Source organism: Paramagnetospirillum sp. (genome assembly GCF_058402745.1).
Genome location: NZ_JBZVFI010000003.1, coordinates 196,246 through 219,201 on the forward strand (window position 1 = coordinate 196,246; position 22,956 = coordinate 219,201).

Consider the following 22,956-nt stretch of genomic DNA (forward strand, 5'->3'; position numbering starts at 1 on the left):
TGTGAAATTGGGGGCACAATGAGCCGAGAAAGTGGACACGACCAGTTTGCGGTTTTCGATGAAATTCGAGACGAATTTTTCGATGACGCCATGGAGCGGCTTCGTGCCCTTGAATTCGTTCTGGATAACGGCCGCCATGACCGGATCACCCGCTCGGAACTGATTGGAAACTTTCGGCGGCTCGCCCTGTATCTGCGTGGACAGGCGGCAGGATTTGGCTTGAACGCCCTCTGTGCTATGGCCCACAAGCTCGACGAATATCTTGCGGACGCCCCTGAAACGCTGCCTCCGCGAATCTGGGCCGATCTCGAAACCTATATCGATGAGTTATCTAAACAGGTTGGTAGTCGCGGCACAGAAATCCAGCCCGATTTCTCCCGACTCCCACAAAAACTTGCTTCAACGCTGGATGATATCGAGATCAGACGCATCGAAGTGATGCTGGTTGCTCCCCATGGGGCACAGTCGCATTTCGTTGAACGTGAACTTCGCCAATGTGGCTACAGAACCTCGGTGGTCCCCGATACCGTCTTGGCGTTGTCGATGGTGGTTCAGACGAAACCAGACCTCATCATCATCTCGGCAGTCATGCCGGGGTTGGACGGAATCGATCTGGCGATAGGGTTGTCGGCTATGCCCTCAACCCGCAACATTGCAGTCGCTGTCATTACCAGCCTGGATCGGGACGCAGATGTGTTGACGCTGTTGCCGAAGAAGGTTCCCGTCATTTTCAAAGGCCCGAACTTCGCGGATGACCTGTTCAAGGCCCTTGATAGCCTGTTCATGATTTAGTCGGGTGATCGCTGCCAAGCACCTAACTTGGCGGATTCTCCAGTCGGCCACAGACATCACAGAAATGGCATTTCTCGTTTATCCATTGCCGAATGCCTGTTAACACACCGCGATTCGTACCGCGTTCCAGCAAGTAGCCGTAACAGGCCATCATGTTGGGAAATTCCATCTCATACAGGATCGGAATTACGGCCTCCCTGATCGCCATGGGTGCTTCGGCTAAGGTGTCGCACATCTCGGACTCCCTCCCCGCCCTACACGGGTTGCCATCATACTAATGGCGTATAAATCATACCTCCGAATAGGTTCGGGTTAAATAAAAATTAACGCTGCAACGATCTTTTGCGGTGCAGCGTGGCGATCCGAACGAACGCAACCTGAAGCATGGTGGAGTCGGAGAAGCGGACAATCCCCAGAGACTGGCTGCCCCCTTCGCCTCAACGCCAGGATACCCCGACGCTCGGCCACCAGACTGCACCCGCAGGATAAATACCTCCGAAAGTGAGGTATCCATCATGAACACCAGAACCTACGACCCACAGCAGGACATTGACCGTCGCCTTGAAACGATTGGTGAGATTTTCCCATGGAGGCGAACCTATGAGGTTGATGAAGAGGGCTTTGCCATTCTTCAACAATCTTTGCTCGCGTGTGCAGGCCATACGCGGATGACCGATCCTGGCGGCGGATCGCTATCCAAGAAGCACCTTGAGGTCGCCTTTGCCTATAGGGTCACCCAGGTCACCGCATGGTTCAGTAACAAATCAGATTATTTCATGGTCAAATCAGCTTGTGATGCTGCAAATGCAGCAACGCGAGCATCTGATTTGCACTGATATAGACAGCCATCCTGCATTTGCAGCGAAATCATGAATCTTTGATAAATAGTTCACGGCAAACTGTTTATCAAGGAGACATCATGAGCACCATTCAAGAATCACAAATCGATACTCACCAAAAAGAATTTGAACGCGATCCTGACGATTACGCCCGGCCATGCCCACACTGTGGTGGCATTACATTTGTTATCACCCTCTCAAATCGTCTAAAGTGCTTTGAATGTGAAGAGTTTTTGATGGTCGATGATGTCATCTAACGCAAGTGCGGGGTGGCATCATACGTAGTTGATGGGCTACTTGCTCGGGTATTAGTGATTTCTCCCAGGAAATGGGGCAGATTCGTGGGGGAGAATGTGGGGGAAAGGGTGGGGGATTAGCATTTGTCGATATATGCGAACCCCTTGAAAAATCAAAAAAAACCGCTGGGTTGCCCCAGCGGCTTGAGTTTTGGGAGGAAACGTCCAAGAAAGCAGAAAAGGGGTCCGAGGACTGTCCTTTGCTGCAGTGCAATATATATCGGCGAGACCGAGGCGGCGCAAGGCAAAAAGCGGCGGAATCCCGCCGAATCGCCCCTTTTCGCCCATTGGTGGCTGCAACACAGGTATGACCACTTCGCGGCGGGAATCGTGGAAATCCTGGCATGGGGTATGCAAGAATGCGTGGAGCCTCGAGGCTCCGGGAGAGCGTGATGACGGTTCGGCGCATGGCATGGATGGTGGGATTGGGCGCGGCACTGGCCGTGTCGGCGGTTCCCGCCCATGCCGTCCCCACGGTGGCCAACGAGGGTTTGTGCGCCGCCGAGACCGCCACCCAGGAGCGCCTTTACGGCATTCCCACCGCGCTTCTCCATTCCATCTCCATCGTGGAATCCGGCCGCTACAACGCCCAGCACAAGGCAGTTATTGCCTGGCCGTGGACGGTGATGGCCGAGGGGCAGGGGCGATATTTGCCCAGCAAGGCCGAGGCCATCGCCGAGGTGAAGCGCCTGAAGGCCCGGGGCGTGCAGAACATCGACGTGGGGTGCATGCAGGTCAACCTGCGCCACCACCCCAACGCTTTCGCCAATCTGGACGAGGCCTTCGACCCGGCCACCAACGTGGCCTATGCCGCCCGCTTCCTGAAGGGGCTGTTCGGCGCCACCAACCACTGGCCGACGGCGGCGTCCTACTACCATTCCCAGACCCCCCATCTGGCCGCCGCCTATCGCGAACGCCTGATGAAGGTGTGGAACGCCCCCGCCAATACCGGCGGCGGCACCCAGGTGGCTTCGGCGCGGGTCAAGCCGGTGCCGTCGGCGCCGCCCTTGCGGCAGGTGCCGGGCAACGCCCAGGTGGAGGAAATGCGCAAGGCCTGGCGGGAAAACGCCCAGGCGGCGCGCGACGAGGCCAGCCGCATCGCCGAAGCCTACCGCAAGGCCCGGGTCGCCGAGTATCAGCTGCGCCGGGTGCGCTTCCAGGAAGCCCGTAATTCGCTGAACACCGCCACCCGTTACTGAACGGGCTCGGACGGTTCCTCGGCCGGCTTTGCGGGGCGTTGGCTGCGGCCGCGCATGGCGCCGAACACCCCGAAGGCGACCATGGCCAGAATGAAGCCGCCCAGCACGAACCACTTGCTCTCGCCCAGCCATTCCTCGAGCTTGCGGCCCATGAAATAGCCGCCCCAGGCGAAGGAGTGGGCCCAGATGGCCGCGGCGATGAAGTTGAGCACCAGATACTTGACGCGCGGTACCCCGGCGATGCCGACGATGAAGGGCGCCACGTTGCGCACCCCATAGATCCAGCGGAACGACAGGATGAAGATGGCCGGGCTGCGGTTGACCGCCTCGAAGGCCCAGTCGATGCGCCCCGTCAGGCTGGGCCAGCGCTTGAGCAGCGGCGCGCCGTACTTGCGGCCGATGTAGTAGTAGAGCTGGTCGCCGAAGAAGCTTCCCGTCAGGGCCGACAGGGCCAGCAATTCCACGCTGATGTTGAAGCGGCCTTCCGAGGCCAGCACGCCGGTGACGAGCACCACCGTCTCGCCCTCGACGAAGGTCCAGGCGGTGATGAGCGGATAGAGCAGGTATCCGTACTCGGTAAGGACGTGGACGACCAGCTCTTCCAAGGCAATCTCATAGATCGAAGGGATGATAACCGGCAGTAAAAATCCGGCAATACAGGGCCAGGGTCAACGTCGAAATCGCTTGGTTACGAAATCGTCATCGCCGGAGTGGTCATGACCGGTCGGAACGGGGCCTGATGCGGTTGACGTGCCCCATCTTGCGTCCGGCCCGGGCCTCGGCCTTGCCGTAGAGATGCAGCCGCGCCCCGGGGTCCTTCAGGATGTCCAGCCACTGGTTCACGTCGTCGCCGATCAGGTTCTTCATCTCGGCGTCGGAATGGCGGTCCGGGGTCCCCAGCGGCAGGCCGCAGACGGCGCGGACGAACTGCTCGAACTGGTCGGTGACGCAGGCGTCCATGGTCCAGTGGCCGGAATTGTGCGGCCGGGGCGCCATCTCGTTGGCCAGCAGGCCGTCGGGAGTGACGAACATCTCCACCGCCAGCAGCCCGACCACGCCCAGCGCCTCGGCGGCGCGGTGCGCGATGTCCACCGCTTGGCCGGTCAGCGAGGGCGCGATGGGGGCGGGCACGGTGGTGGTGTCGAGAATGTGGTGGCGGTGGACGTTCCACACCGGATCGAAGGCGGCCCATTCGCCGTCCGTGCCGCGCGCCACGATCACCGAGATTTCGCCCAGGAAGTCGATGAAGCCTTCCAGCACGCCCTGGCCGGCCTCGTCCAGGCCCTTGCCCAGCGCCGCCCAGGCTTCCGCCGGGTCGGTGTCGGGGCCGATCCTGACCTGGCCCTTGCCGTCATAGCCCAGCCGGGCGGTCTTCAGCACGGCGGGCCGCCCGATCTCGTCGATGGCCCGGCGCAGCTCGTCCAGATTGCTCACCGCCCGCCAGGGGGCGGTCTCGATGCTGATGGAGTTGAAGAAGCGCTTCTCGTTGACGCGGTCCTGCGCCACCTCCAGCACGCTCCAGCAGGGGCGCACCGGCACGTGCTCGGCCATGTGCCGCACGCTTTCCGCCGGAATGTTCTCGAACTCGAAGGTCACCACGTCCACCGAGCGCACGAAGCGTTCGATGGCGTCCTGGTCGTCGTAGCCGGCGATGGTGGCGGCGTCGCTCACCTGGGCGGCGGGGGAATCGGTCTCGGGCGTGAAGATGTGGACGCGATAGCCCAGCCGCGCCGCCGCCAGGGCGGCCATGCGGCCCAGCTGGCCGCCGCCGATGATGCCGATGGTGCTGCCCGGCGGCAGCGGCGACGACGCGGGATCCTTGCTCACGGGCGGATCAGGTCGGAAGAATCGGGGTCCACCGGGGCCTCGGCCACGGAATCGGTCTGGCGGGCGCGCCAGGCTTCCAGGGCGGCGTCGACCTCGGGATTCATCAGGGCGATCACCGCGCCGGCCAGCAGGGCGGCGTTGGTGGCGCCCGCTCTTCCGATGGCCAGGGTGCCCACCGGAATGCCGCCGGGCATCTGGACGATGGACAAAAGCGAGTCCATGCCCTTCAGCGCCTTGCTCTCCACCGGCACGCCGAACACCGGCAGCGTGGTCATGGCGGCGGCCATGCCCGGCAGATGGGCGGCGCCGCCGGCGCCGGCGATGATCACCTTCAGGCCGCGACCCTTGGCCGAAGTGGCATAGTCGTAGAGGCGCTTGGGCGTGCGATGGGCCGAGACCACCCGGGTCTCGAAGGCGATGCCGAGGTCGGAGAGCGCCTGGGCGGCGTGGCGCATGGTCTCCCAGTCCGACTGGCTGCCCATGATGATGCCGACCTGGGGAGGGGCTGCTTTGCCCATGCTGTGTTCCTGCCCTGCCTCGGGAAGAGAAAGGGCGGAATTATATGCAGACGCGCCCTGGACGCAAGGACGTATTGCTGAAATTTCGGACAGGCTTCTTGTCCCTGTGCTACCATGCCTTGAAATCGTACTTCCCGTAGGGGGAGGCATGGCCAACCAGTTTCGCAGCGAGCCGGTCTATTCCGTCGGGCATGTCAACGAATACGCCCTTGACCGGGATTCCCATCACCCGGGTCATCACCCCCCTTCGCCCTATCCGCCCAACGACCCGCCCCATATCCAGCACAGCGTCGCCGACGTGGCCTCGATCCTGGGGCTGCCCGACGCCGCGATCACGCCGGCGGTGCTGAAGGCGGTGACCGGCCTTTTGGGCGAGGCCGACCGTCTGCGCTGGATGGAATCCCAGTCCCGCCGCCGCCAGGCCTTCCTGGAAGGCCTGGCCGAGCGCGATCCGGTGGTGCCGGCGCTCAACCGTCGCGGCTTCATCCGTGAGCTGGAGGCTTTGCTCAGCACCGGTCACGGTTCGGGTACCCTGGTATTGCTGCACGTGGCGGGAATCGAGCACTTGCGCCAGATTCAGGGGCTGTCCGCCGGTGATGGGGCGTTGCGCCACGTCGCCGCCCATCTGGTGGGCTCGCTTCGCTCCTCCGATCCGGTGGGGCTGATGGGCGGCAGCGATTTCGCCCTGCTGCTGTCGGGAACAGAACTGGCGGCGGCCCGCGACAAGGTGCGCGACATCATGGAGCGCATCAACCAGCAGCCCTTCTACTGGCAGGGCGACGTCCACAGCTTCGCGCTGTTTTCCGGCTACCACGTGCTGCAGCCCGGCGAGAACGCGGAATCGGCCGTCGCCGCCGCCGACCGGGCGCGGCGGGGGTTGCCGGGATAGGCTTCTCAGCTCAGTTGATGACTTCCGGCATCACCCAGCCCGATTGCAGGGCGATGCGGACCGCCTGGGCGCGGTTGGCGGCGCCGATCTTGCGGTAGACGTTGCGCAGGTGGACCTTGATGGTGATCTCCTGCAGCGACAGGGCGATGGCGATTTCCTTGTTGGTGCGGCCCTCGACCAGCTGGGCGAGGATCTCGCCCTCGCGCCGGGACAGGCGGTCGAAGGGCGGCGGGGCGCCGGCCGGCTTGGCGGCCACCGGGGTGATGGACTGGTTGCCGGGGTCCTCGAAGAAGGTGCTGGACGGCAGGTATTTCTCGCCCGACAGCACCAGTCGCAGCGCGTTGACCATGGCGGTGCCGCTGACCGTCTTGGGGATGAAGCCGGCGGCTCCGGCCTGCACGGCGGACACCACGTGGTCGCGGGTGGAATAGCCCGAGACGATCACCACCGGGGTTTCCGGAATACGGGTCTTGATCTGCTGCAGACCGGAAAGACCGTCCATGCCGGGCATCATCAGGTCGAGCAGCACCAGCCCGATACCCGGCTTGTCCTCGATGACCTTGATGGCCTCGCCCAGGGTGGCGGCGTCCAGAATCTCCACGCCAGGATCGAGTTCCTGCAGAAAAGGCCTCAATCCGTCGCGGACCAGCTTGTGGTCGTCGGCCACCAGGATTTGCATGAGTCCCGCTCCCAATATCGATCACCCTTGCCCCGTAAGGGCCCCCAACCTACTCGAAAGTATAAACAAGCTTTTTGGAACAAACAATGGCGTCACAAGGCGACACCGAAAAAATTACTAGGTGGGCGGCTGCAGGAAGATGGTGACCAGTTCTCCCAACTGTCCCAGGGCCACCGGCTTCTTGAGGACCGCGCAGCGGTCGTCTTCCAGGTTGGCGGCCACCCGCTCGGTGGCGCCCAGGTGCCCGGTGACGATGACGATGGGCAGCAGCGGGTCGTAATCGCGCAGCTTCTCCACCAGCTGCTCGCCGTTGCCGGCCGGCATGCGCAGGTCGGTGATCACCACGTCGGCGGGATCCTCGGAAAACAGCGTCCAGGCCTCGATTCCGGTGCCGGCGATGCTGACCCGGTAGCCCAGTTCCCGCAGGTAGCGGGCCAGGGTCTGGGCGGCGGTGGCCTCGTCGTCCACCACCAGGATGTGGGCATCGCCCGACCCGGCCTGCCCCGATCCCGCCTGCATCAGGGCGGGCGACAGCGAGGGCAGGGGGAGGGGGCCGGCGGCATCCAGGTCGAGCGGCAGGGTGATGGCGAAGCAGGCTCCGACCGGGCTCTCCCGCAGGACCAGGCAGCCTTGCATGGCGGTGATCAGGCCATGGCTGACCGACAGGCCGAGGCCGGTGCCGCGTCCCGCCTCCTTGGTGGTGAAGAACGGCTCGAACAGATGCTCCTTCATGGCGTCCGAAATGCCGGGGCCGTTGTCGGCGATGACGATTTCCACCTGGTCGTCCCGGCGGGCCGCGCGCACCGATATCTCGCCCGCCCAATCCGCAGGCATTGTGTCCTTGGAATCGCGCAACGCGTGATGGGCGTTGTTGAGCAGGTTCATCATCACCTGCTCCAGCTGGATGCGCCGGCCCCGCACCGGCAGCGGGGCGGAGGGCAGCTCGTGGCGGACGCAGATGCCGTCGGGACGGAACTGGCCGTCCAGGACCTCGATGGCCGAGCGCACCGCCAGCGCGGCGTCGAACACCTGGATGGGGGTGGTGTCGCGGCGCGAGAAGATGCGGATGTCGTCGATGATCTCGGCGGTGCGTTCGCATTGCTCGGCGATCATGGTGAATTGCTGGGTCTGGAAGTCCTGGCTGGCCTTGCCGCGCTCGATCAGCATCAGGGCGCCCTCGGCGGTCAGGCGGATGATGTTGAGCGGCTGGGACAGTTCATGGACGAGGCCGGCGGCCATCTCGCCCAGGGTGGCCAGCTTGGCGGTCTGCAGCAGGGTCTCCTGCACCCGGGTCCGCTCGCTGATGTCGCGGACCACCAGCAGGCGGGCGGGCAGGCCCCGGAACGAGATGGAACAGGCCAGGACCTCGGCCTCGAAGGGGGTGCCGTCCAGTCGCAGCAGGCGGTAGTGATTGAGGATGTGGCCGGGCGGCGGCGAGTCCAGCCGTTCCAGGGCGTCGCCGCGGCTGTCGGGATGAACCAGGTCCAGCACCGAGCGGCCGGCGAGGGGCGCCCGGGAGCTGGCGCCGAAGGCGTGGATGGCCGCCTGGTTGGCGAACAGGATCGAGCCGTGGCCATGGACGACGATGGCGTCGGGGGCCAGTTCCACCAGGGAGCGGTAGCGCTGCTCGCTCTCGGCCAGCTCCCGGGCGATCTGCTGGTGGCGGCTGCGCATGCGCAGCGTGGCGATTCCATGGGACAGGTTGCGCGCCACCCCCATCAGCATGCCGACCACCTGGGCGTCGAACATGTTGGGTTGGGCGGCGTAGAACATCACGGCGCCGATGCGCTTGTCCCCTTCGCCCACCGGCAGGGCGAGGCTGGAGCGAAAGCCATGGCGTTCCGCCTTCTCGCTCCACGGCGCGAAGATCGGATCGGTGCGGGTGTCGGCGACCACATAGGGTTGGCCGCTGCGGATGGCGATGCCGGTGGGGCCTCGGCCATATTCGTCGTCGTTCCAGCTGACGGTGATTTCGCTCAGGTAATCGACGGCCTGGCCGGCGCTGGCCATCACCGTGACCTTGCGCTCCGGCGCTGGGCCGGCATAGCCGATCCAGGCCAGCCGGTGGCCGGCCTCGGCGCCGATCAGGCAGATCTGCTCCAGCAGCTCCAACTCGTCGGAGGCCTGCAGCAGCGCCTCGGTGGCCCGGACCAGCAGATTGGCGGCCTGATCCATCCTGCGCCGGCCGGTATTGGTGTCGTTGCCCTGGGACATCACCGCCCTCTCCCTGCTTCCCCCGACGATGATACGGTGCCCGGGGGGCGGCGCAACCGGATTGTGCAGCCCCTTGAGCCCAAGGGCGGCTCGTGCTTTGCTGCGCGGCCGAGCATCAACGAGGATCCCGTGCGCCCGATCATCGCCTTCATACTGACCTTCGTCTGGAGCAGCGCCGCGCTGGCCGCCGAGTTCGCCCTCGACCTGCTGGACGTGCCGGTGTCCTACAGCGCCGCCTTTTCGGTTACCTCGTCCAAGGGCACCTATCACGGCCGGGTCTGGCACATGCCAGGGTACGAGCGGCGCGAGGTGGCAACCGCCGGCGGCGGCCAGGGAATCCTGATCGACCGCAAGGCCGATTCCGTCGCTCTCCTGGGCCTGTCGGGAAAGTGGTACGTGGGGCTGTCGCTCCAGGCCGCCGCCGGCATGGTGGGCGGTCTGGAATCCTGGACGGTCAGCCGGACCCGCCTCAAGGACGAGACGGTCGCCGGTCTCAAGGCCACCCGCTGGAAAACCCGGGCCGAAGGGCCGAAAGGCGGCTTCGCCGGCGACATCTGGACCACCCGCGACGGGATCGTGGTCAAGGCGGTGGGGCTGCTGAGCAATGCCGGAGGAGACGATTCGCCAGTGGAGATGACCCTGGCGGACGTCAGGGTGGGGGCGGTGGACCCTCAGGTGTTCGAACTGCCCAAGGGCTGGTTCGGCTTCGACCTGCGCAAGGTGCCGCCGGACAAGGTGGTCCAGGCGGTGGAAAGCATCAAGCCGCTGCTCGAGGGACGCAAGGGGAAGTGACGTTCCGATGCGGGCAGGATGCCCGCGCTCCGGGGCGCGGCCCGGGTGGAGCGCGGCCGTCCCGGCCGCATTCCCGTCCTACCAGGTCCGCACGCGGCCGGTGTCGATGTGGACGAAATCCGAGGCGGGATAGATGCCGACGCCGCCGGCCTTCAGCGACAGGGCGGCGCGGCCCACATGCTTGGTGGCGTGGCCGGGCAGGCGGATATCCACCGCCTTGCCCTGGGTGTGCAGGGACTGGGTGGCGACGCCGTCGCTGAGCGAGGCCATGATGGCGTTGGTGGCGGGCGAACGGTAGCCGCAGATGATGTGGATCGGGCCCTTGGCCCCCACCTTGCGCTGAACCGAATTCATCATGTCCAGCAGCTTGGGGTCGATGGGGTGGATCTGGTTGTTGCGGTGATCGCGCAGGAAGCGGCTGATCTGGGCGATGGACTTGGTCTGGTAGTGGCCTTCGGCCCAGTACACCGACTTCAAGCTTTCGCCGGTATGGGTGTTGTAGAGATGGATGTGGCGCTCGGGCAGGCGGCGAACGGCGGCCTCGACCGGGGTGCCGACCACCAGGGTGGCGGCGGCGCCGAGGCCGAGCCCAAGGAAGCCACGCCGGCTTTTCGCCTTATCGAACATTCCCCCTCCGTCCCTGTCCCCGAGTCTCTCCCTCTCGGGTGGGGACCTTATTACCATCTCGGTGCGGGCAGGAGTCAACTACCCCTTGGTCCCACCCTCGGGTAGGTATCCAATGGTCAGGACGCTCCGGCGGTCCGGCCGGTGACCGGGCGGTGCGCCGGGGCGCGGGCGCGGTCCAGGGCGGTCATCAGGCGCCGGTCGTGGCCGTAGAGGTCGTCACGGAAGTGAAGGGTGCCGTTCTCGTCGGCCCAGGCGGTCCAATACATCATGTAGACCGGGGTGGTCCGCTCCAGCTTCAGGGTGCGGGTGGAGGGGTTGGCGGCGAGATTCTCGGCCAGCTTGCCCTGCCAGCGCGCCCCCAGCAGCAGCTCGCCCAGGTCGACGGGGCGTTCCAGCCGGACGCAACCGTGGGACAGCGCCCGGTACGAGCGGCTGAAGACCTTCCGGTTGTTGGTGTCGTGCATGTAGATGTCGTCGGAATCGGTCAGGTTGAATTTCAGCTGGCCCAGGGCGTTGTCGGGGCCCGGCGGCTGGCGCAGGCGATAGGGGAACTTCTTGCCGATGGCGTTCCAGTCGATGCCGTCGCCCGCCGTGCCCGTGGCGTCCTCGGGGAAATCGACGATCTGCAGGTTGCTGGTGGCGAGATAGTTGGGGTCCTTGCGCAGCTTGGGCAGGATTTCCTTGTTGGCGATGGAGCTGGGCACCCGCCAGGGGGGATTGAGCACCACCGAGCTGACCGTGGTGTTCATGCTGGGGGTGGGATGCTTGACGTCGCCCACCACCACCCGCATGGACATGACGATGCCGCCGTTGTCGACCACTTCCAGCTGCTGGGCGGCGATGTTGACGGCGATGTGGTGGCGTCCGAACGCGCGGGGCATCCAGCGCCAGCGCTCCAGGTTGACGGCGATCTGGCGGGCGCGGGCGTCGGCGGGCACGTTGAGGTGGGCCTGGGTCTTGCCGCCGACCGTGCCGTCGGGGTCGAGGCCGTGGCGCGCCTGGAAGCGTTTGACCGCCTCCACCAGCGGTCCGTCATAGGTCTTGCCGTCGGCGAAGCCTTCGCCCAGGTCGCCCGAGGCGATCAGCCGGCGGCGCAGGACCGGGATACGCTCGTCGGTCTCGCCCGGCACCAGCTTGTCGCCGGGCGGCAGGGTGGGCCAGCCGCCGGCGGCGGCGATGGCGCGGGCCTTTTCCAGCCCTTCGCGCAGGCGGACGTAGCCGACATATTGGGGGGAGATGGCGTCGATCTGCTCGGCCAGGGGCTTGCCCTCGGCCAGGGCCTTGAGGAAGCGGATTCCGTCGAACTCGCCCCGCGTCTCGGCGCCGAAGCCGCCGACGTTGCGGGCGGGCAGCACCGCGCCGATGGACAGATCGCGCCCGAAGCGCAGCAGCGTGGCGCTGATCAGGACGTCGGTGTCCAGCTCGCTTCCCGGGCTCGGCACGGCATAGGTGGCGGCGTCCAGGCCCTGGGCGGCCGCCAGGGCGCGGGCATCGCGCAGCAGGGCGTCGGCTTTGCCGTCACTCCAGGCGGCCTGTCCCTGGCGCCCGCGATAGAAGTCGCGCAGCGCCCGGGCTTCCTGCGCGGGCTCGGCCAGGGGGGCCGAGGCGATGGCCGCTTCGATGCGCCGCTGGGTCTCGGCGGAGGATTGGGCCTGCGCGCCCGGTTCCCAGCCGAGGACGGCCAGACCCATGGTCAAGGAGAAAAGCAGCGGGCGCGACGACAACACCGTATGACCTCTAGCCCGAAAGGCGGGCGAACCATATCGTTGGGGGAGGGACCGAAGCCCTCCCACACGACTCGATATCGATCCAATTGGTCCGGGTGTCAACGGGCAACAATGCTGCCGCCCGGATTTGTCACAACTCGTCAGCCCTGGGCCCAGGGCAGGCCGGAGGCCTTCCATCCCGCCACCGCGCCGCGGTGCTTGGCGGAATCGTGTGGCCCCTCGAATCCGTCGGTGACGTTCCATGCGGCGGTATAGCCCAGCTGGGTCAGCAGTTCGGCGGCGGCGCGCGAGCGCACGCCCGAGCGGCACAGCAGCAGCAGGGTGTCGTCCTTCTTCACTCCATGGGCTTCGACCTGGGCGGCGAAGGCGTCGTTGCGGGCCATGGTGGGGAAGACCTGCCACGAGACCAGCAGCACCTGCTTGCCCACCGGCGACAGGTCGGGGACGCCGACGAAGGACCATTCGGCCTGGGTGCGGACGTCGATGATTCGGGCCGAGGGGTCCGAGGCCAGGCGTTCCCAGGCGTCGGAGGGCGAGATTTCCCCGGCGTAGCCGAGGGCGGGGGTGTTGGTCATGAAGGGCTCCGGATGCAAAACTACATAAACTCTAGTGCATAATAGAACTAATGTACACAGAAAAATGTTGACCTCTGTGTAAAATGTGGAGTACATCGTAGTTCACAACAGACATACACTTTTTTAAGTGTGCAATAGCAAGAGGGCCTGTCATGAAGGACGCCACCCACGCCGACCTCTCCGCCATCGAGCCCCTGGTTCGCTCGTCGGATCTGGCGGAATACCGGCAGGGACTGCAGCGCCACCAGAGCGGCGAATGGGACGCGGAGCGCTTCACCGCCTTCCGTCTGCGCCACGGCGTCTACGGTCAGAAGCAGGCCGGCGTCCAGATGGTCCGCATCAAGATCCCCGGCGGTGTGGTGCCGACCCCATGGCTGAAGACCCTGGCCACCGTCAACCGCGAATTCGCCAAGGGTCCGGCCCACATCACCACCCGGCAGGATTTCCAGCTGTATTACGTGCCGCTGGAGCGCACCGCCGACATGCTGGACGTGCTCAACGCCGACGGCATCACCACCCGCGAGGCCTGCGGCAACACGCTGCGCAACATGACGTCGTGCGCCCTGGCCGGCGCCTGCGGCCGCGAGCTGGTGGACGCCGGCAAGGTGGCCGACCAGCTGGCCCGCACCTGGCTGCGCCATCCCCTGGTCCAGCACATGCCGCGCAAGATGAAGTTCACCGTGTCGGGCTGCGCCACCGATTGCGGCGCCTCGCCCATCCACGACCTGGGCTTCGTGGCGGTGGAGCAGGGCGGCAGGAAGGGCTTCAAGATTCTGGCCGGCGGCGGCCTGGGCGGCCAGCCGATCATGGCGGTCGAGGTTCTGTCCTTCGTCGCCGAGGAGGACCTGCCCACCGTCATCGAGACCACCGCCCGCCTGCACCAGCGCTATTCCAACCGCCGCGACCGCGCCATGGCGCGCCTGAAGTTCGTGCTGAAGCGCTTCGGGGCCGAGAAGTTCACCGCCCTGTTCCAGGAGGAGTTCGAGCGGCTGCGCAGCCTGCAGCAGCGCCCCTGGCAGCCCCTGTCCTGGCGCCGGCCCGTCGAGGCTCCCGTCGCCCGCACGCCCGTCGGCGTGGTGCCCGGCCATGACGGCAAGGTGGCGCTGGTGGTCTACATTCCGCTCGGCATCGTCGATTCGGACCAGCTGGACGCCCTTTACGACATCGCCGTCGCGGCCGGCGTGACCCGCCTGTCCACCACCCGCGACCAGAAGCTGGCCTTCATCGACGTGGCTCCCGACAAGGTCGCCGAGGTGACCGCCCGGGTCCGCGCCCTGGGCTTCGACATCCCCGAGGCGGCCGAGGACGTGCCCGACGTGGTGTCGTGCCCCGGCACCACCACCTGCCGCATCGGCATCACCAATTCCCAGAGCTTCGGCATCCAGGTGGAGAAGGAGGCGCGCGGCGTCGCCGACGCCAAGGGTGTCTCGGTGCACGTGTCCGGCTGCCAGAATTCCTGCGGCCTGCACCATGTGGCCGATATCGGCCTGCACGGCATGGGCAAGAAGATCGACGGCAAGCCCGCTCCCCATTACCAGCTGCATTTCGGCGGCGACGCCTATGCCGGCCAGGTGGGGCTGGAAGGCCCCATCGTTCCCGCCCGCCTCGCCAATCAGGCCGTCGCGCTGCTGCGCCCCGAGATCAGGGCCGCCCGCGCCAAGGGCGAGGGTGTCCGTGCCTGGGCCGAGCGTCTGGGCAAGGACGGCATCAACGCCATCCTGGCGCCGCTGGCGGCGGGCGAGGGCGACGACCTGTTCACCGATTGGGGTGATGCCGACGTGTTCGTCGGCCCGCCCAAGGCCAAGGGCGAGTGCGCCGCTCCCCAGGTCAGCACCACCTACTACACCGATCTGGCCGATGACGGACTGATCAACCTGGACCGCTTCCTTGCCTCCGGCCGCTGGCCCGAGGCGCTGAAGGCCGGCGAGGAGGCCACCGTCTACGCGCTGCGCCTGCTGCTGGCCAGCCATGGCGTGGCGACCGAGGACGACCAGGATTCGGAAGGCGTGTTCGCCCTGTTCCGCTCGTCGCCGGCGGCGACCGTCGAAGCCGTCAACGCCTTCGAATCGGTGCTGGCCGAGCGTACCTCCGCCCTGGTCACCGGCGAGGCCGGCACCTATCGCGAGGCGGTGGCCTATTTCATCGACACCGTCGGCGTGCTGGTCACCAGGCCCAAGGCGCCGGTGGTGGCCGAGGTGGGCGATCTGGCCTCGGTCCTGGCGGTGGTGGCCTGATGTCGCTGGACATCGACCACCTGATCGCCAAGTACGGCCATCTGGACGGCAAGGAGTTGCTTGCCGCCCTGATCGGGGGCGAACTGGCCGGGCGCGTCGCCGTGACCTCGTCCTTCGGGGCGGAATCGGCGGTGCTGCTCGATCTGGTGGCGGGGGTGGACCCGGCCACGCCGGTGATCTTCCTCGACACCGACGAGCTGTTCGACGAGACCATCGAGTACCGCACCCAGCTGGAGCGCCGCCTGGGCCTCACCAATGTGGTGGTGGTGCGTCCCAGCGACGAGGAACTGAAGGAAGCGGCCGATCTGTGGCGGACCGACGAGGACCGCTGCTGCGAGCTGCGCAAGGTGCGGCCCCTGGCCCGCGCCGTCGCCGGCTATGACGCCCTGGTGGACGGCCGCAAGCGCGCCCACGGCGCCGAGCGGGAAACCCTCGCCACCCTGTCCGACGGTGGCGGCGTGCTCAAGGTCAGCCCGCTGGCCACCTGGAGCGCCGAGGCCATCGAGGCCCATTTCGTCGCCCACGATCTGCCGCGCCACCCGCTGGTGGCGAGTAACTACCGTTCCATCGGCTGCTGGCCGTGCACCCGTCCGGTGGAGCCCGGCCAGTCGCCCCGCGCCGGGCGCTGGGCCGGAAGGGGCAAAAGCGAGTGCGGCATTCATACCATGTCCCTGGGCCTTGACGGCGCGGGAATCTGAACGCGGAAAGACAACAGAAGATGATCATGAACGATCTCGACGCCTTGGAGAGCCAATCCATCTACATCCTGCGCGAGGCCTTCAACCGCCTCGACAAGATCGCCATGCTGTGGTCGATCGGCAAGGATTCCAACGTGATGCTGTGGCTGGCCCGCAAGGCCTTCTTCGGCCATGTGCCGTTCCCCGTGCTGCACGTGGACACCCACAACAAGATTCCCGAGATGATCGAGTTCCGCGACCGTGTCGCCAAGGAATGGAACCTGCCGCTGATCGTCGGCGAGAACACCGAGGCCCTGGCCGCCGGCATGGGGCCCCACAAGGGCCGCGTCGAGTGCTGCACCGCCTTGAAGACCGAGGGGCTGAAGGCCCTGCTGGCCAAGCACGGCTTCACCGGCGTCATCGCCGGCATCCGTCGCGACGAGGAGGGCACGCGGGCCAAGGAGCGCGTGTTCAGCCCGCGCAACCAGTCGGCGGAATGGGATTTCAAGGACCAGCCCCCCGAGTTCTGGGACCAGTTCAAGACCGATTTCGCGCCCGGCACCCATCTGCGCATCCATCCGCTGCTGGCGTGGTCCGAGCTCGACGTGTGGCGCTATATCGAGCGCGAGAACATCCCCATGGTCGATCTCTATTTCGCCAAGGACGGGCGGCGTTATCGCTCGCTCGGCTGCGCGCCCTGCACCGGCTCGGTGGCCTCCACCGCCACCACGGTGGCCGAGATCATCGAGGAACTGGAGACCACCAAGATTTCCGAGCGTTCGGGCCGCGCCCAGGACAAGGAATCCGAGGACGCCTTCGAGCGTCTGCGCGCCGGCGGCTATATGTGAGCGAGGGGACGTACAGATCATGAGCAACACCGCAACCGCCCTGAAAGTCAGCCCCGAGGTCTCCGTGTCCCAGAGCGCGTCTCCCATGAAGATCGTGGTGGTCGGCCACGTGGACCACGGCAAGTCCACCCTGGTGGGCCGCATCCTCAACGAGACCGGCGCCCTGCCCGAGGGCAAGGTCGAGTACCTGCGCGAAGTCTGCGACAAGCGCGGCATGCCCTTCGAATGGGCCTTCGTCATGGACGCGCTGCAGGCCGAGCGCGACCAGGGCATCACCATCGACACCGCCCAGATCCGCTTCAAGACCGCGCACCGGCCCTACGTCATCATCGACGCGCCCGGGCACAAGGAATTCCTGAAGAACATGGTGTCGGGCGCCGCCTCCGCCGAGGCCGCCGTGCTGGTCATCGACGCCCACGAGGGCGTGCAGGAACAGTCGCGCCGCCATGGCTACCTGCTGCACCTGCTGGGCCTCCGGCAGATCGCCGTGGCGGTCAACAAGATGGATCTGGTGGATTTCTCGGAAGAGCGCTTCAACGAGGTGAAGGCCGAGATCGTCGCCTATCTCAACTCCATTGGCGTCGAGCCCACCTACGTCATCCCGGTGGCCGCCCGTTCGGGCGCCAACATCGCCGAGACGGCCGCCGAGACCCCCTGGTACGAGGGGCCCAGCGTGCTGGGCGCGCTGGACCTGTTCGAGCCGGCCAAGCCGCTGACCGACCTGCCGCTGCGCCTGCCGGTGCAGGACGTCTACAAGTTCGACGAGCGTCGCATCATCGCCGGGCGCATCGAATCCGGCCGCCTCAAGGTGGGCGACACCCTGGTGTTCTCGCCGTCGGGCAAGATGGCCAAGATCGCCACCATCGAGACCTGGGGCAACACCGTGGCGGCGGTCTCCGCCGGGGCCGGCCAGTCGGTGGGCATCACCCTGGACGAGCAGATCTTCGTCGAGCGCGGCAACGTCGCCAGCCTGGAGCATCACACCCCCTACCAGTCCCACGACCTCAAGGCCCGCGTCTTCTGGCTGGGCCGGGGACCGCTCAAGGTGGGCTCGCGCTATAAGCTGAAGCTGGCCACCGCCGAGCACGTGGTGGACGTGGTGGCCATCGAGCGGGTCATCGACGTGGAAGACCTGGCCAACCACCAGGGCACCGAGGTGGCGCGCAACGCCGTCGCCGAGGTGGTGTTCCGCGCCAAGTCGCCCATCGCCCATGACTCGTTCGTGGACAATCCCCGCCTGGGCCGCTTCGTGCTGGTGGAAGGCTTCGACATCGTCGGCGGCGGCGTCATCGCCGAGACTCCCGCCGAGGAGGGGCGGTCGCGCTCCACCCACGTCACCGAGGTTCCCCACAAGGTGGACGCCGAGACCCGGGCCATCGCCAACGGCCATCGCGGCGGCGTGGTGTGGCTGACCGGCCTGTCGGGTGCCGGCAAGTCCACCATCGCCATGGAGGTGGAGCGCCAGCTGTTCCTCAAGGGCTGGCAGGCCACCGTGCTGGACGGCGACAACGTGCGCACCGGCCTGTGCGGCGACCTGGGCTTTTCCGACACGGACCGCGCCGAGAACATCCGCCGGGTGGGCGAGGTGGCCAACCTGTTCGCCGAGGCCGGCATGGTGGTGGTGACCTCGTTCATCTCGCCCTTCCGCGCCGACCGCGAGAAGGTGCGCGCCATCAACCCCGACGCCTTCCACGAGGTCTACGTCGCCACCGGAATCGACGAGTGCGAGCGCCGCGACCCCAAGGGCCTGTACAAGAAGGCCCGGGCCGGCGAGATCAGCTACTTCACCGGTATCGGCTCCGCCTACGAGGCGCCGGCCCTGCCGGAGCTGACGCTCGCCACCGAGGGCAAGAGCGTGGACGAAAGCGTCGCCGACCTGCTGCGCTACATCGAGAACGCCTTCTCGCTGTCGGCCCGGGAACAGGCCAACGGCTGGGGGCTGTAATACCGGCCTGTCATCCTGATGACCGCAGGGAGGAAGGATCTTTCAGCTGCATGCGGCTGCCGCCATGGCGTGAAAGATCCCTCGGCTTCGCTCGGGATGACAGGAAAAGCCGGTTCTTTCGACGGAGGGCGCCGTCCGCGAGGGCGGCGCCCTTTTCCTATGGCGCCTTCGGCAGGGTGAAGCGGATGGTGCAGCCCTCGATGACCGTGGTGTCGATCCAGATGCGTCCGCCCAGGCGCTCGACGATCTTGCGGCAGATGGCCAGACCGATGCCGATGCCGGGAAACTGGTCGGGACCGTGGAGGCGCCGGAATACCTGGAACACGTCGTCGGCATAGGAGGGCAGGATGCCGATGCCGTGATCGGCCACCGCCACGGTGACCATGCGGTCGTCGATGGCGGCGGTAATCTCGATACGGGGAGAGGATTCCGCCCGGGTGAATTTCAGGCCGTTGTCGATCAGCCGGATGAACAGATCCTCGAGCAACTGGGCATCGCCCATGACCCGGGGCAGGGGGCCGGCCGAGACCGAGGCGGAGCGGCGAGCGATCTCCTCCGCCAGTTCCTCCAGCGCCCGGCCCAGGCCGTCCGCCAGATCGACGGGCTGAATGGCCGTGCCGAGAGGCGCCGTCTGGGCATAGGCGAGGAGGCCCCTGACCTGGTCCTGCATCCGGTGGCCCGCGGTTTTCAGGTAGTCCAGCAGGTCGCGGGCTTCCCCGTCCAGGGTGGGGCCGATGCGGCGTTCCAGCAACTGGCTGAAGCTGACGATGCCGCGCACCGGTTCCTGCAGGTCGTGGGCGGCGATCTCGGTGATCCGTTCCAGCTCGCGGTTGGTGCTGATCAGCTTGTCCATGGAGGCCGCCAGGGCCTGTTCGGCCGCCTTGCGCTCGGTGACGTTTTCCAGCGCCACCAGGACCCGGTCCAGCCGCTCCTCATGGCCGGGCGTGACCTGCCAGTGCACCACCACCACCCGTGGCTCGCCGTCCAGGGTCCTGACCTCGCCTTCCACCGAAAGCCGGGTCTCGCCGTTCCAGATGGCCACGAGCTGGCGGGCGAAGGCCTGGCGTGACGCCGGGGTGAAGGTCTTTTCCAGATTGCCGAGCAGGGCCTCCCGGCTTGGCGCCTTGTGCAGGGCCAGGGTGGCGGCGTTGACGTTGACCACCCTGACCAGGGCGGCGCAGCGGTCGATGAAATCAGGATGCAGGGCGAGGTGGGCACCCAATCCGCCGGTCGGCCGGCACAGGGAATCGATCGCCTTCCTGACCTCCGAGAAATCCTCTTCCCACAGCGAAACCGGGGAATTGTCGAACAGAAGGCGCAGATGCTCTTCCCGCGCCTGCAGCGCATGGTAACCCCGCTCGATGACATGGCGCATCTCGGCATAGGCGGTCGCCAGATCCTTCAACTCGTCATGGGGGCTGTCCAGGGGGGTGGCCCAATCCGCCTTGTCGAGGTTCATATGGCGCACATGGGCCGCCATGTGGGCCAGGGGCTGGGCGATCAGCCGGTAGACCTGCCAGTAGAGGGCGGCCAGGATGCCGGCCATCAGGGCGAGGTTGGCCAGGAACAGCAAGCCGGCCCGCTGGTAGACGGGGGTGAGCATCCTCGGCTTGCTCACCGAGACCTCGAGTTGGCCGATGTTCAGTTCGCGTCCCGAAAAGAGGCGGGTCAGGGGAAAGGACCGTGACAGTTCGTCGGCATCGTCGCGGCTGCCACTTTCCGCCAGCACGGCTCCGGCCTCGTCGGTGACGCGGACCAGCTGGACATAGGGGAACTGGCCGATCCCCGCCACCAGCTGGCCCAGCCGTTCACGGTCCTGCAGCCAGACGTTTTCCCCCACGCTGGCCAGATAGCCGGCTTCGATCTGCTGGAAGCGCTCCTCCGCCCGATGGGTGGTGATGTGGTAGTCGGCGGTGACCAGCCCCGTCGCCATGGCGATGGCCAGGGCCAGTCCCACGCCGCCCAGGCGGAGGATCAGCCGGTGGGCGACGCTGCCTTTCCGCGCGAGGGCGCTCGCGAAGGTCATTTGACCTCCGTCACCGTGGGGCCAAGCCCGCCGAAAGTCTGGCGGGCGATGGCGTCGTAGGATCCGTCGGCCTTCATCCGGCGCAGGATTCCGGCAACGCTAGGGGCCAGGCCGGCATGGCGCCGGTGCAGGTAGATGAACATGGGCACCCTGGCGAGCGGCGGCTCGGCGCAGACCAGCGGGAGTCCCGCCTCGCGGGCCAGCCACAGAACCTGCCAGCGTTCGTGCAGGATCAGCTCCACCCGACCGGCCTTGAGCAGGCCGAGCAGCTGGGCGGAATCCTTTACGGTGGTCAGTTCCCGTACCTGTGGCAGATTGTGTTCGAAGATCTGCCAGCCGATGACGTAGGCGACGGAGAACGGCGCGACGGCGGCCCAGTCGGCGGGAAGCTTGCCGCCGGGTGAGGCGCAGGCCACGAAATCGTTGACGAACATGCGTTCGGGAACGGCGACCAGGTTGGAATATTCCTTGTCCAGTCCCGCCACCCGCCCCGCCAGCCCGTCGATGATCCCGTCATCGGCCAGCTTCAGCGCCCGTGACGAGGCCGGAATAACCTCCAGTTCCGCCGACCGGCCCGTCTCGTTCATCAGGGCGTGGATCAGGCGCTGGTGAAATCCGGTGCCGGACGCATTGGTCCAGGGGGCGATCATGCCGGTGGAAAAGCGCAGGACGTCGTCGGCTTGCGCCGACATGGGAGCCGCCAGCCCCGCCGCGATCAGGAACGCCATCACCCCTTGCCCAATGCCCTCGGCAAAACGCGTCAACGAATCCCCCCTCACAGGTTTCAGTGATTATATCATAAGTCTATGGCGCGTTGGCATATTCGACGATGGACGGCTGTGTTAATAACCTTGAGCGCATGAGGAGATTGAATCATGGCACGATCAGACCGGGGCGAAGGCTGCGTGGGCGCCTGTGGCGATGGCTCGCAGTTCTCCTTCGTCATGGCGTTCCAGGCGGTGGTGGATGTTAAGGCCAGGGCCATCTACGGCTACGAAGCCCTGGTGCGCGGACCCAACGGCCAGGGGGCTGCCACCATCCTGGCCGAGGTCAACGACAAGAACCGATACGCCTTCGATCAGGCCTGTCGGGTCAAGGCCATCGAGACGGCGGCCAGCTTGGGTCTGGACCGGCGGCTCAACATCAATTTCCTGCCCAACGCCGTCTATCATCCCGAGTCATGCCTGCGTCTGACCCTGGAGGCGGCGGAAAAATGTAACTTTCCCCGCAATCTGATCACCTTCGAGTTTACCGAGAACGAGCGGATCATCGACCGCAACCACCTGAAATCCATCATCGAGACCTATCGCCGTCACGGTTTCATGACGGCGCTCGACGATTTCGGCGCCGGTTACGCCGGATTGGCGCTGCTGGCCGATTTTCAGCCCGACTGCATCAAGATCGACCGTTGCCTGGTGAACGGCATCGACGAGGACCGGCCACGTCAGGCCATCGTCAGCGGATTGGTGAAGACCGCGGAAATGCTGGGCCTGTCCCTGGTGGCCGAGGGGGTGGAGCGGCGCGAGGACGTGAACTATCTGCGCACCCAGGGCATCCATCTGTTCCAGGGCTACCTGTTCTCCCGCCCGGCCATAAAGATGCTTGTCCGGGAATCCAATATCAACTGGTAGACCGGGCGCCGAAGCGCCCGATCCGTTGCCGCGACAAGGTCAGGCGGCGTCCTTCCTGCCGGGGCCTTCGATCAGCTTCTTGGCCTTGGCCAGCAGGCTGGTGGGCGCTTCGCCGGCGATCTCGATGCGGCGGGGCTTCATGGCCTCGGGAATCTCGCGCACCAGATCGATGGTGAGCAGGCCATCGGCCAGGTTGGCTCCCGTCACCCGGACGTGGTCGGCCAGGGAGAAGCGGCGGGAGAACCCGCGCGCGGCGATGCCCCGGTGCAGATAGCTGGTGTTGTTCCCTTCCTCCTCCGCTTTCCGGCCCGTGATGGTCAGCACGTTGTCCAGCGTCTCGATGTCCAGTTCACGGGAGGAGAAACCCGCCACGGCCAGGGTGATGCGGTAATGGTCTTCGCCGGCCGTCTCGATGTTGTAGGGCGGGTAGGCGGCGTCGGCGTCGGAGCGGGCGGCCGCCTCGGCCTGACGGGCCAGGCGTTCGAAGCCGATGGCGGTGCGCAGCAGGGGCGAGAAATCGTAGCTCAACATGGTTCCATTCTCCTTTGCGAAGCAATGTCACGGTCTGGTCCGTCCTGATGGACCGGTCCGGACCCTTCATAGGCATCCGGCGCGGATAGA

At 66.1% G+C, this 22,956-nt stretch carries 22 protein-coding genes; 11 read left to right on the plus strand and 11 right to left on the minus strand.

Annotated elements, in window-relative coordinates:
* The first annotated feature begins 18 nt into the window (after window positions 1-18).
* The 4 genes from ACV4UZ_RS01865 (at window position 19) to ACV4UZ_RS01880 (ending at window position 3,126) form a co-directional block, all read left to right on the plus strand.
* Entirely contained in the window at window positions 19-792 is a 774-nt protein-coding gene (locus ACV4UZ_RS01865) for an Hpt domain-containing protein (protein WP_491599240.1), read from the plus strand.
* Window positions 793-1,307: 515 nt separating this feature from the next.
* Window positions 1,308-1,628, plus strand: a complete 321-nt coding sequence (locus ACV4UZ_RS01870; protein WP_491599241.1) for a hypothetical protein — start codon at window positions 1,308-1,310, stop codon at window positions 1,626-1,628.
* 83 nt (window positions 1,629-1,711) lie between these two features.
* On the plus strand, window positions 1,712-1,888 hold the full coding sequence (locus tag ACV4UZ_RS01875) for a hypothetical protein (RefSeq protein ID WP_491599242.1): 177 nt from the start codon (window positions 1,712-1,714) through the stop codon (window positions 1,886-1,888).
* A 431-nt stretch (window positions 1,889-2,319) separates the two neighbouring features.
* Window positions 2,320-3,126 (plus strand): transglycosylase SLT domain-containing protein, encoded by an 807-nt coding sequence (locus ACV4UZ_RS01880; protein ID WP_491599243.1) that lies wholly within the window; start codon window positions 2,320-2,322, stop codon window positions 3,124-3,126.
* Here the strand turns inward: ACV4UZ_RS01880 and ACV4UZ_RS01885 are convergent.
* From ACV4UZ_RS01885 to purE, 3 genes are all read right to left on the minus strand, one after another.
* Window positions 3,120-3,731, minus strand: a complete 612-nt coding sequence (locus tag ACV4UZ_RS01885) for a DedA family protein (protein ID WP_491599244.1) — start codon at window positions 3,729-3,731, stop codon at window positions 3,120-3,122. The genes ACV4UZ_RS01880 and ACV4UZ_RS01885 overlap by 7 nt on opposite strands.
* A gap of 109 nt (window positions 3,732-3,840) precedes the next feature.
* Entirely contained in the window at window positions 3,841-4,953 is a 1,113-nt protein-coding gene (locus tag ACV4UZ_RS01890; RefSeq protein ID WP_491599245.1) for a 5-(carboxyamino)imidazole ribonucleotide synthase, read from the minus strand.
* Entirely contained in the window at window positions 4,950-5,471 is a 522-nt protein-coding gene (gene purE / locus ACV4UZ_RS01895; RefSeq protein ID WP_491599246.1) for a 5-(carboxyamino)imidazole ribonucleotide mutase, read from the minus strand. Before purE ends, ACV4UZ_RS01890 begins: the two co-directional genes overlap by 4 nt.
* 148 nt (window positions 5,472-5,619) lie before the next feature.
* On the opposite strand from purE, the gene ACV4UZ_RS01900 reads away from it, so the two are divergent.
* On the plus strand, window positions 5,620-6,360 hold the full coding sequence (locus ACV4UZ_RS01900) for a GGDEF domain-containing protein (protein WP_491599247.1): 741 nt from the start codon (window positions 5,620-5,622) through the stop codon (window positions 6,358-6,360).
* 10 nt (window positions 6,361-6,370) lie between these two features.
* On the opposite strand, the gene ACV4UZ_RS01905 is transcribed toward ACV4UZ_RS01900, so the two are convergent.
* Complete coding sequence (locus ACV4UZ_RS01905) at window positions 6,371-7,039, minus strand: response regulator transcription factor (protein ID WP_491599248.1); 669 nt, start codon at window positions 7,037-7,039, stop codon at window positions 6,371-6,373.
* Window positions 7,040-7,156: 117 nt separating this feature from the next.
* Window positions 7,157-9,253 (minus strand): ATP-binding protein, encoded by a 2,097-nt coding sequence (locus ACV4UZ_RS01910; protein ID WP_491599249.1) that lies wholly within the window; start codon window positions 9,251-9,253, stop codon window positions 7,157-7,159.
* Window positions 9,254-9,382: 129 nt separating this feature from the next.
* On the opposite strand from ACV4UZ_RS01910, the gene ACV4UZ_RS01915 reads away from it, so the two are divergent.
* Window positions 9,383-10,045 (plus strand): hypothetical protein, encoded by a 663-nt coding sequence (locus ACV4UZ_RS01915; RefSeq protein WP_491599250.1) that lies wholly within the window; start codon window positions 9,383-9,385, stop codon window positions 10,043-10,045.
* A gap of 78 nt (window positions 10,046-10,123) precedes the next feature.
* On the opposite strand, the gene mepK is transcribed toward ACV4UZ_RS01915, so the two are convergent.
* From mepK to ACV4UZ_RS01930, 3 genes are all read right to left on the minus strand, one after another.
* Window positions 10,124-10,672 (minus strand): peptidoglycan L,D-endopeptidase MepK, encoded by a 549-nt coding sequence (gene mepK, locus ACV4UZ_RS01920; protein ID WP_491599251.1) that lies wholly within the window; start codon window positions 10,670-10,672, stop codon window positions 10,124-10,126.
* 116 nt (window positions 10,673-10,788) lie between these two features.
* Window positions 10,789-12,363, minus strand: a complete 1,575-nt coding sequence (locus ACV4UZ_RS01925) for a L,D-transpeptidase family protein (RefSeq protein ID WP_491599252.1) — start codon at window positions 12,361-12,363, stop codon at window positions 10,789-10,791.
* A 176-nt stretch (window positions 12,364-12,539) separates the two neighbouring features.
* The gene (locus ACV4UZ_RS01930; RefSeq protein WP_491599253.1) at window positions 12,540-12,974 is read right to left on the minus strand and encodes a rhodanese-like domain-containing protein; all 435 of its coding nucleotides are present in this window, start codon (window positions 12,972-12,974) and stop codon (window positions 12,540-12,542) included.
* Window positions 12,975-13,126: 152 nt separating this feature from the next.
* Between ACV4UZ_RS01930 and ACV4UZ_RS01935 the strand changes: the two genes are divergently transcribed.
* From ACV4UZ_RS01935 to cysC, 4 genes are read left to right on the plus strand one after another with little or no spacing between them, the layout of a single operon-like run.
* Window positions 13,127-15,208, plus strand: coding sequence for a nitrite/sulfite reductase (locus tag ACV4UZ_RS01935; RefSeq protein ID WP_491599254.1), 2,082 nt, complete (start codon window positions 13,127-13,129; stop codon window positions 15,206-15,208).
* Window positions 15,208-15,906, plus strand: coding sequence for a phosphoadenylyl-sulfate reductase (locus ACV4UZ_RS01940; RefSeq protein ID WP_491599255.1), 699 nt, complete (start codon window positions 15,208-15,210; stop codon window positions 15,904-15,906). Before ACV4UZ_RS01935 ends, ACV4UZ_RS01940 begins: the two co-directional genes overlap by 1 nt.
* A 26-nt stretch (window positions 15,907-15,932) precedes the next feature.
* The gene (cysD, locus tag ACV4UZ_RS01945; protein WP_491599256.1) at window positions 15,933-16,733 is read left to right on the plus strand and encodes a sulfate adenylyltransferase subunit CysD; all 801 of its coding nucleotides are present in this window, start codon (window positions 15,933-15,935) and stop codon (window positions 16,731-16,733) included.
* Between the two features lie 19 nt (window positions 16,734-16,752).
* On the plus strand, window positions 16,753-18,678 hold the full coding sequence (cysC, locus tag ACV4UZ_RS01950) for an adenylyl-sulfate kinase (protein WP_491599257.1): 1,926 nt from the start codon (window positions 16,753-16,755) through the stop codon (window positions 18,676-18,678).
* 157 nt (window positions 18,679-18,835) lie between these two features.
* On the opposite strand, the gene ACV4UZ_RS01955 is transcribed toward cysC, so the two are convergent.
* Complete coding sequence (locus tag ACV4UZ_RS01955; protein ID WP_491599258.1) at window positions 18,836-20,704, minus strand: ATP-binding protein; 1,869 nt, start codon at window positions 20,702-20,704, stop codon at window positions 18,836-18,838.
* Complete coding sequence (locus tag ACV4UZ_RS01960; protein ID WP_491599259.1) at window positions 20,701-21,432, minus strand: substrate-binding periplasmic protein; 732 nt, start codon at window positions 21,430-21,432, stop codon at window positions 20,701-20,703. The genes ACV4UZ_RS01955 and ACV4UZ_RS01960 overlap by 4 nt, the downstream gene beginning before the upstream one ends.
* 147 nt (window positions 21,433-21,579) lie before the next feature.
* On the opposite strand from ACV4UZ_RS01960, the gene ACV4UZ_RS01965 reads away from it, so the two are divergent.
* Window positions 21,580-22,335: an EAL domain-containing protein gene (locus ACV4UZ_RS01965; protein ID WP_491599260.1), complete on the plus strand. Its 756-nt coding sequence runs from the start codon at window positions 21,580-21,582 to the stop codon at window positions 22,333-22,335.
* A 39-nt stretch (window positions 22,336-22,374) separates the two neighbouring features.
* On the opposite strand, the gene ACV4UZ_RS01970 is transcribed toward ACV4UZ_RS01965, so the two are convergent.
* Complete coding sequence (locus ACV4UZ_RS01970; protein WP_491599261.1) at window positions 22,375-22,866, minus strand: Hsp20 family protein; 492 nt, start codon at window positions 22,864-22,866, stop codon at window positions 22,375-22,377.
* Window positions 22,867-22,956: the final 90 nt, after the last annotated feature.

Excerpts from the sequence above, each read along its gene's own strand:
- ACV4UZ_RS01865 (WP_491599240.1), top strand. The coding sequence starts at position 19 with ATGAGCCGAGAAAGTGGACACGACCAGTTTGCGGTTTTCGATGAAATT.
- ACV4UZ_RS01870 (WP_491599241.1), top strand. The coding sequence starts at position 1,308 with ATGAACACCAGAACCTACGACCCACAGCAGGACATTGACCGTCGCCTT.
- ACV4UZ_RS01875 (WP_491599242.1), top strand. The coding sequence starts at position 1,712 with ATGAGCACCATTCAAGAATCACAAATCGATACTCACCAAAAAGAATTT.
- ACV4UZ_RS01880 (WP_491599243.1), top strand. The coding sequence starts at position 2,320 with ATGACGGTTCGGCGCATGGCATGGATGGTGGGATTGGGCGCGGCACTG.
- purE (WP_491599246.1), bottom strand. The coding sequence starts at position 5,471 with ATGGGCAAAGCAGCCCCTCCCCAGGTCGGCATCATCATGGGCAGCCAG.
- ACV4UZ_RS01900 (WP_491599247.1), top strand. The coding sequence starts at position 5,620 with ATGGCCAACCAGTTTCGCAGCGAGCCGGTCTATTCCGTCGGGCATGTC.
- ACV4UZ_RS01905 (WP_491599248.1), bottom strand. The coding sequence starts at position 7,039 with ATGCAAATCCTGGTGGCCGACGACCACAAGCTGGTCCGCGACGGATTG.
- ACV4UZ_RS01910 (WP_491599249.1), bottom strand. The coding sequence starts at position 9,253 with ATGTCCCAGGGCAACGACACCAATACCGGCCGGCGCAGGATGGATCAG.
- mepK (WP_491599251.1), bottom strand. The coding sequence starts at position 10,672 with ATGTTCGATAAGGCGAAAAGCCGGCGTGGCTTCCTTGGGCTCGGCCTC.
- ACV4UZ_RS01925 (WP_491599252.1), bottom strand. The coding sequence starts at position 12,363 with ATGGGTCTGGCCGTCCTCGGCTGGGAACCGGGCGCGCAGGCCCAATCC.
- ACV4UZ_RS01930 (WP_491599253.1), bottom strand. The coding sequence starts at position 12,974 with ATGACCAACACCCCCGCCCTCGGCTACGCCGGGGAAATCTCGCCCTCC.
- ACV4UZ_RS01935 (WP_491599254.1), top strand. The coding sequence starts at position 13,127 with ATGAAGGACGCCACCCACGCCGACCTCTCCGCCATCGAGCCCCTGGTT.
- ACV4UZ_RS01940 (WP_491599255.1), top strand. The coding sequence starts at position 15,208 with ATGTCGCTGGACATCGACCACCTGATCGCCAAGTACGGCCATCTGGAC.
- cysD (WP_491599256.1), top strand. The coding sequence starts at position 15,933 with ATGAACGATCTCGACGCCTTGGAGAGCCAATCCATCTACATCCTGCGC.
- cysC (WP_491599257.1), top strand. The coding sequence starts at position 16,753 with ATGAGCAACACCGCAACCGCCCTGAAAGTCAGCCCCGAGGTCTCCGTG.
- ACV4UZ_RS01955 (WP_491599258.1), bottom strand. The coding sequence starts at position 20,704 with ATGACCTTCGCGAGCGCCCTCGCGCGGAAAGGCAGCGTCGCCCACCGG.
- ACV4UZ_RS01960 (WP_491599259.1), bottom strand. The coding sequence starts at position 21,432 with ATGGCGTTCCTGATCGCGGCGGGGCTGGCGGCTCCCATGTCGGCGCAA.
- ACV4UZ_RS01965 (WP_491599260.1), top strand. The coding sequence starts at position 21,580 with ATGGCACGATCAGACCGGGGCGAAGGCTGCGTGGGCGCCTGTGGCGAT.
- ACV4UZ_RS01970 (WP_491599261.1), bottom strand. The coding sequence starts at position 22,866 with ATGTTGAGCTACGATTTCTCGCCCCTGCTGCGCACCGCCATCGGCTTC.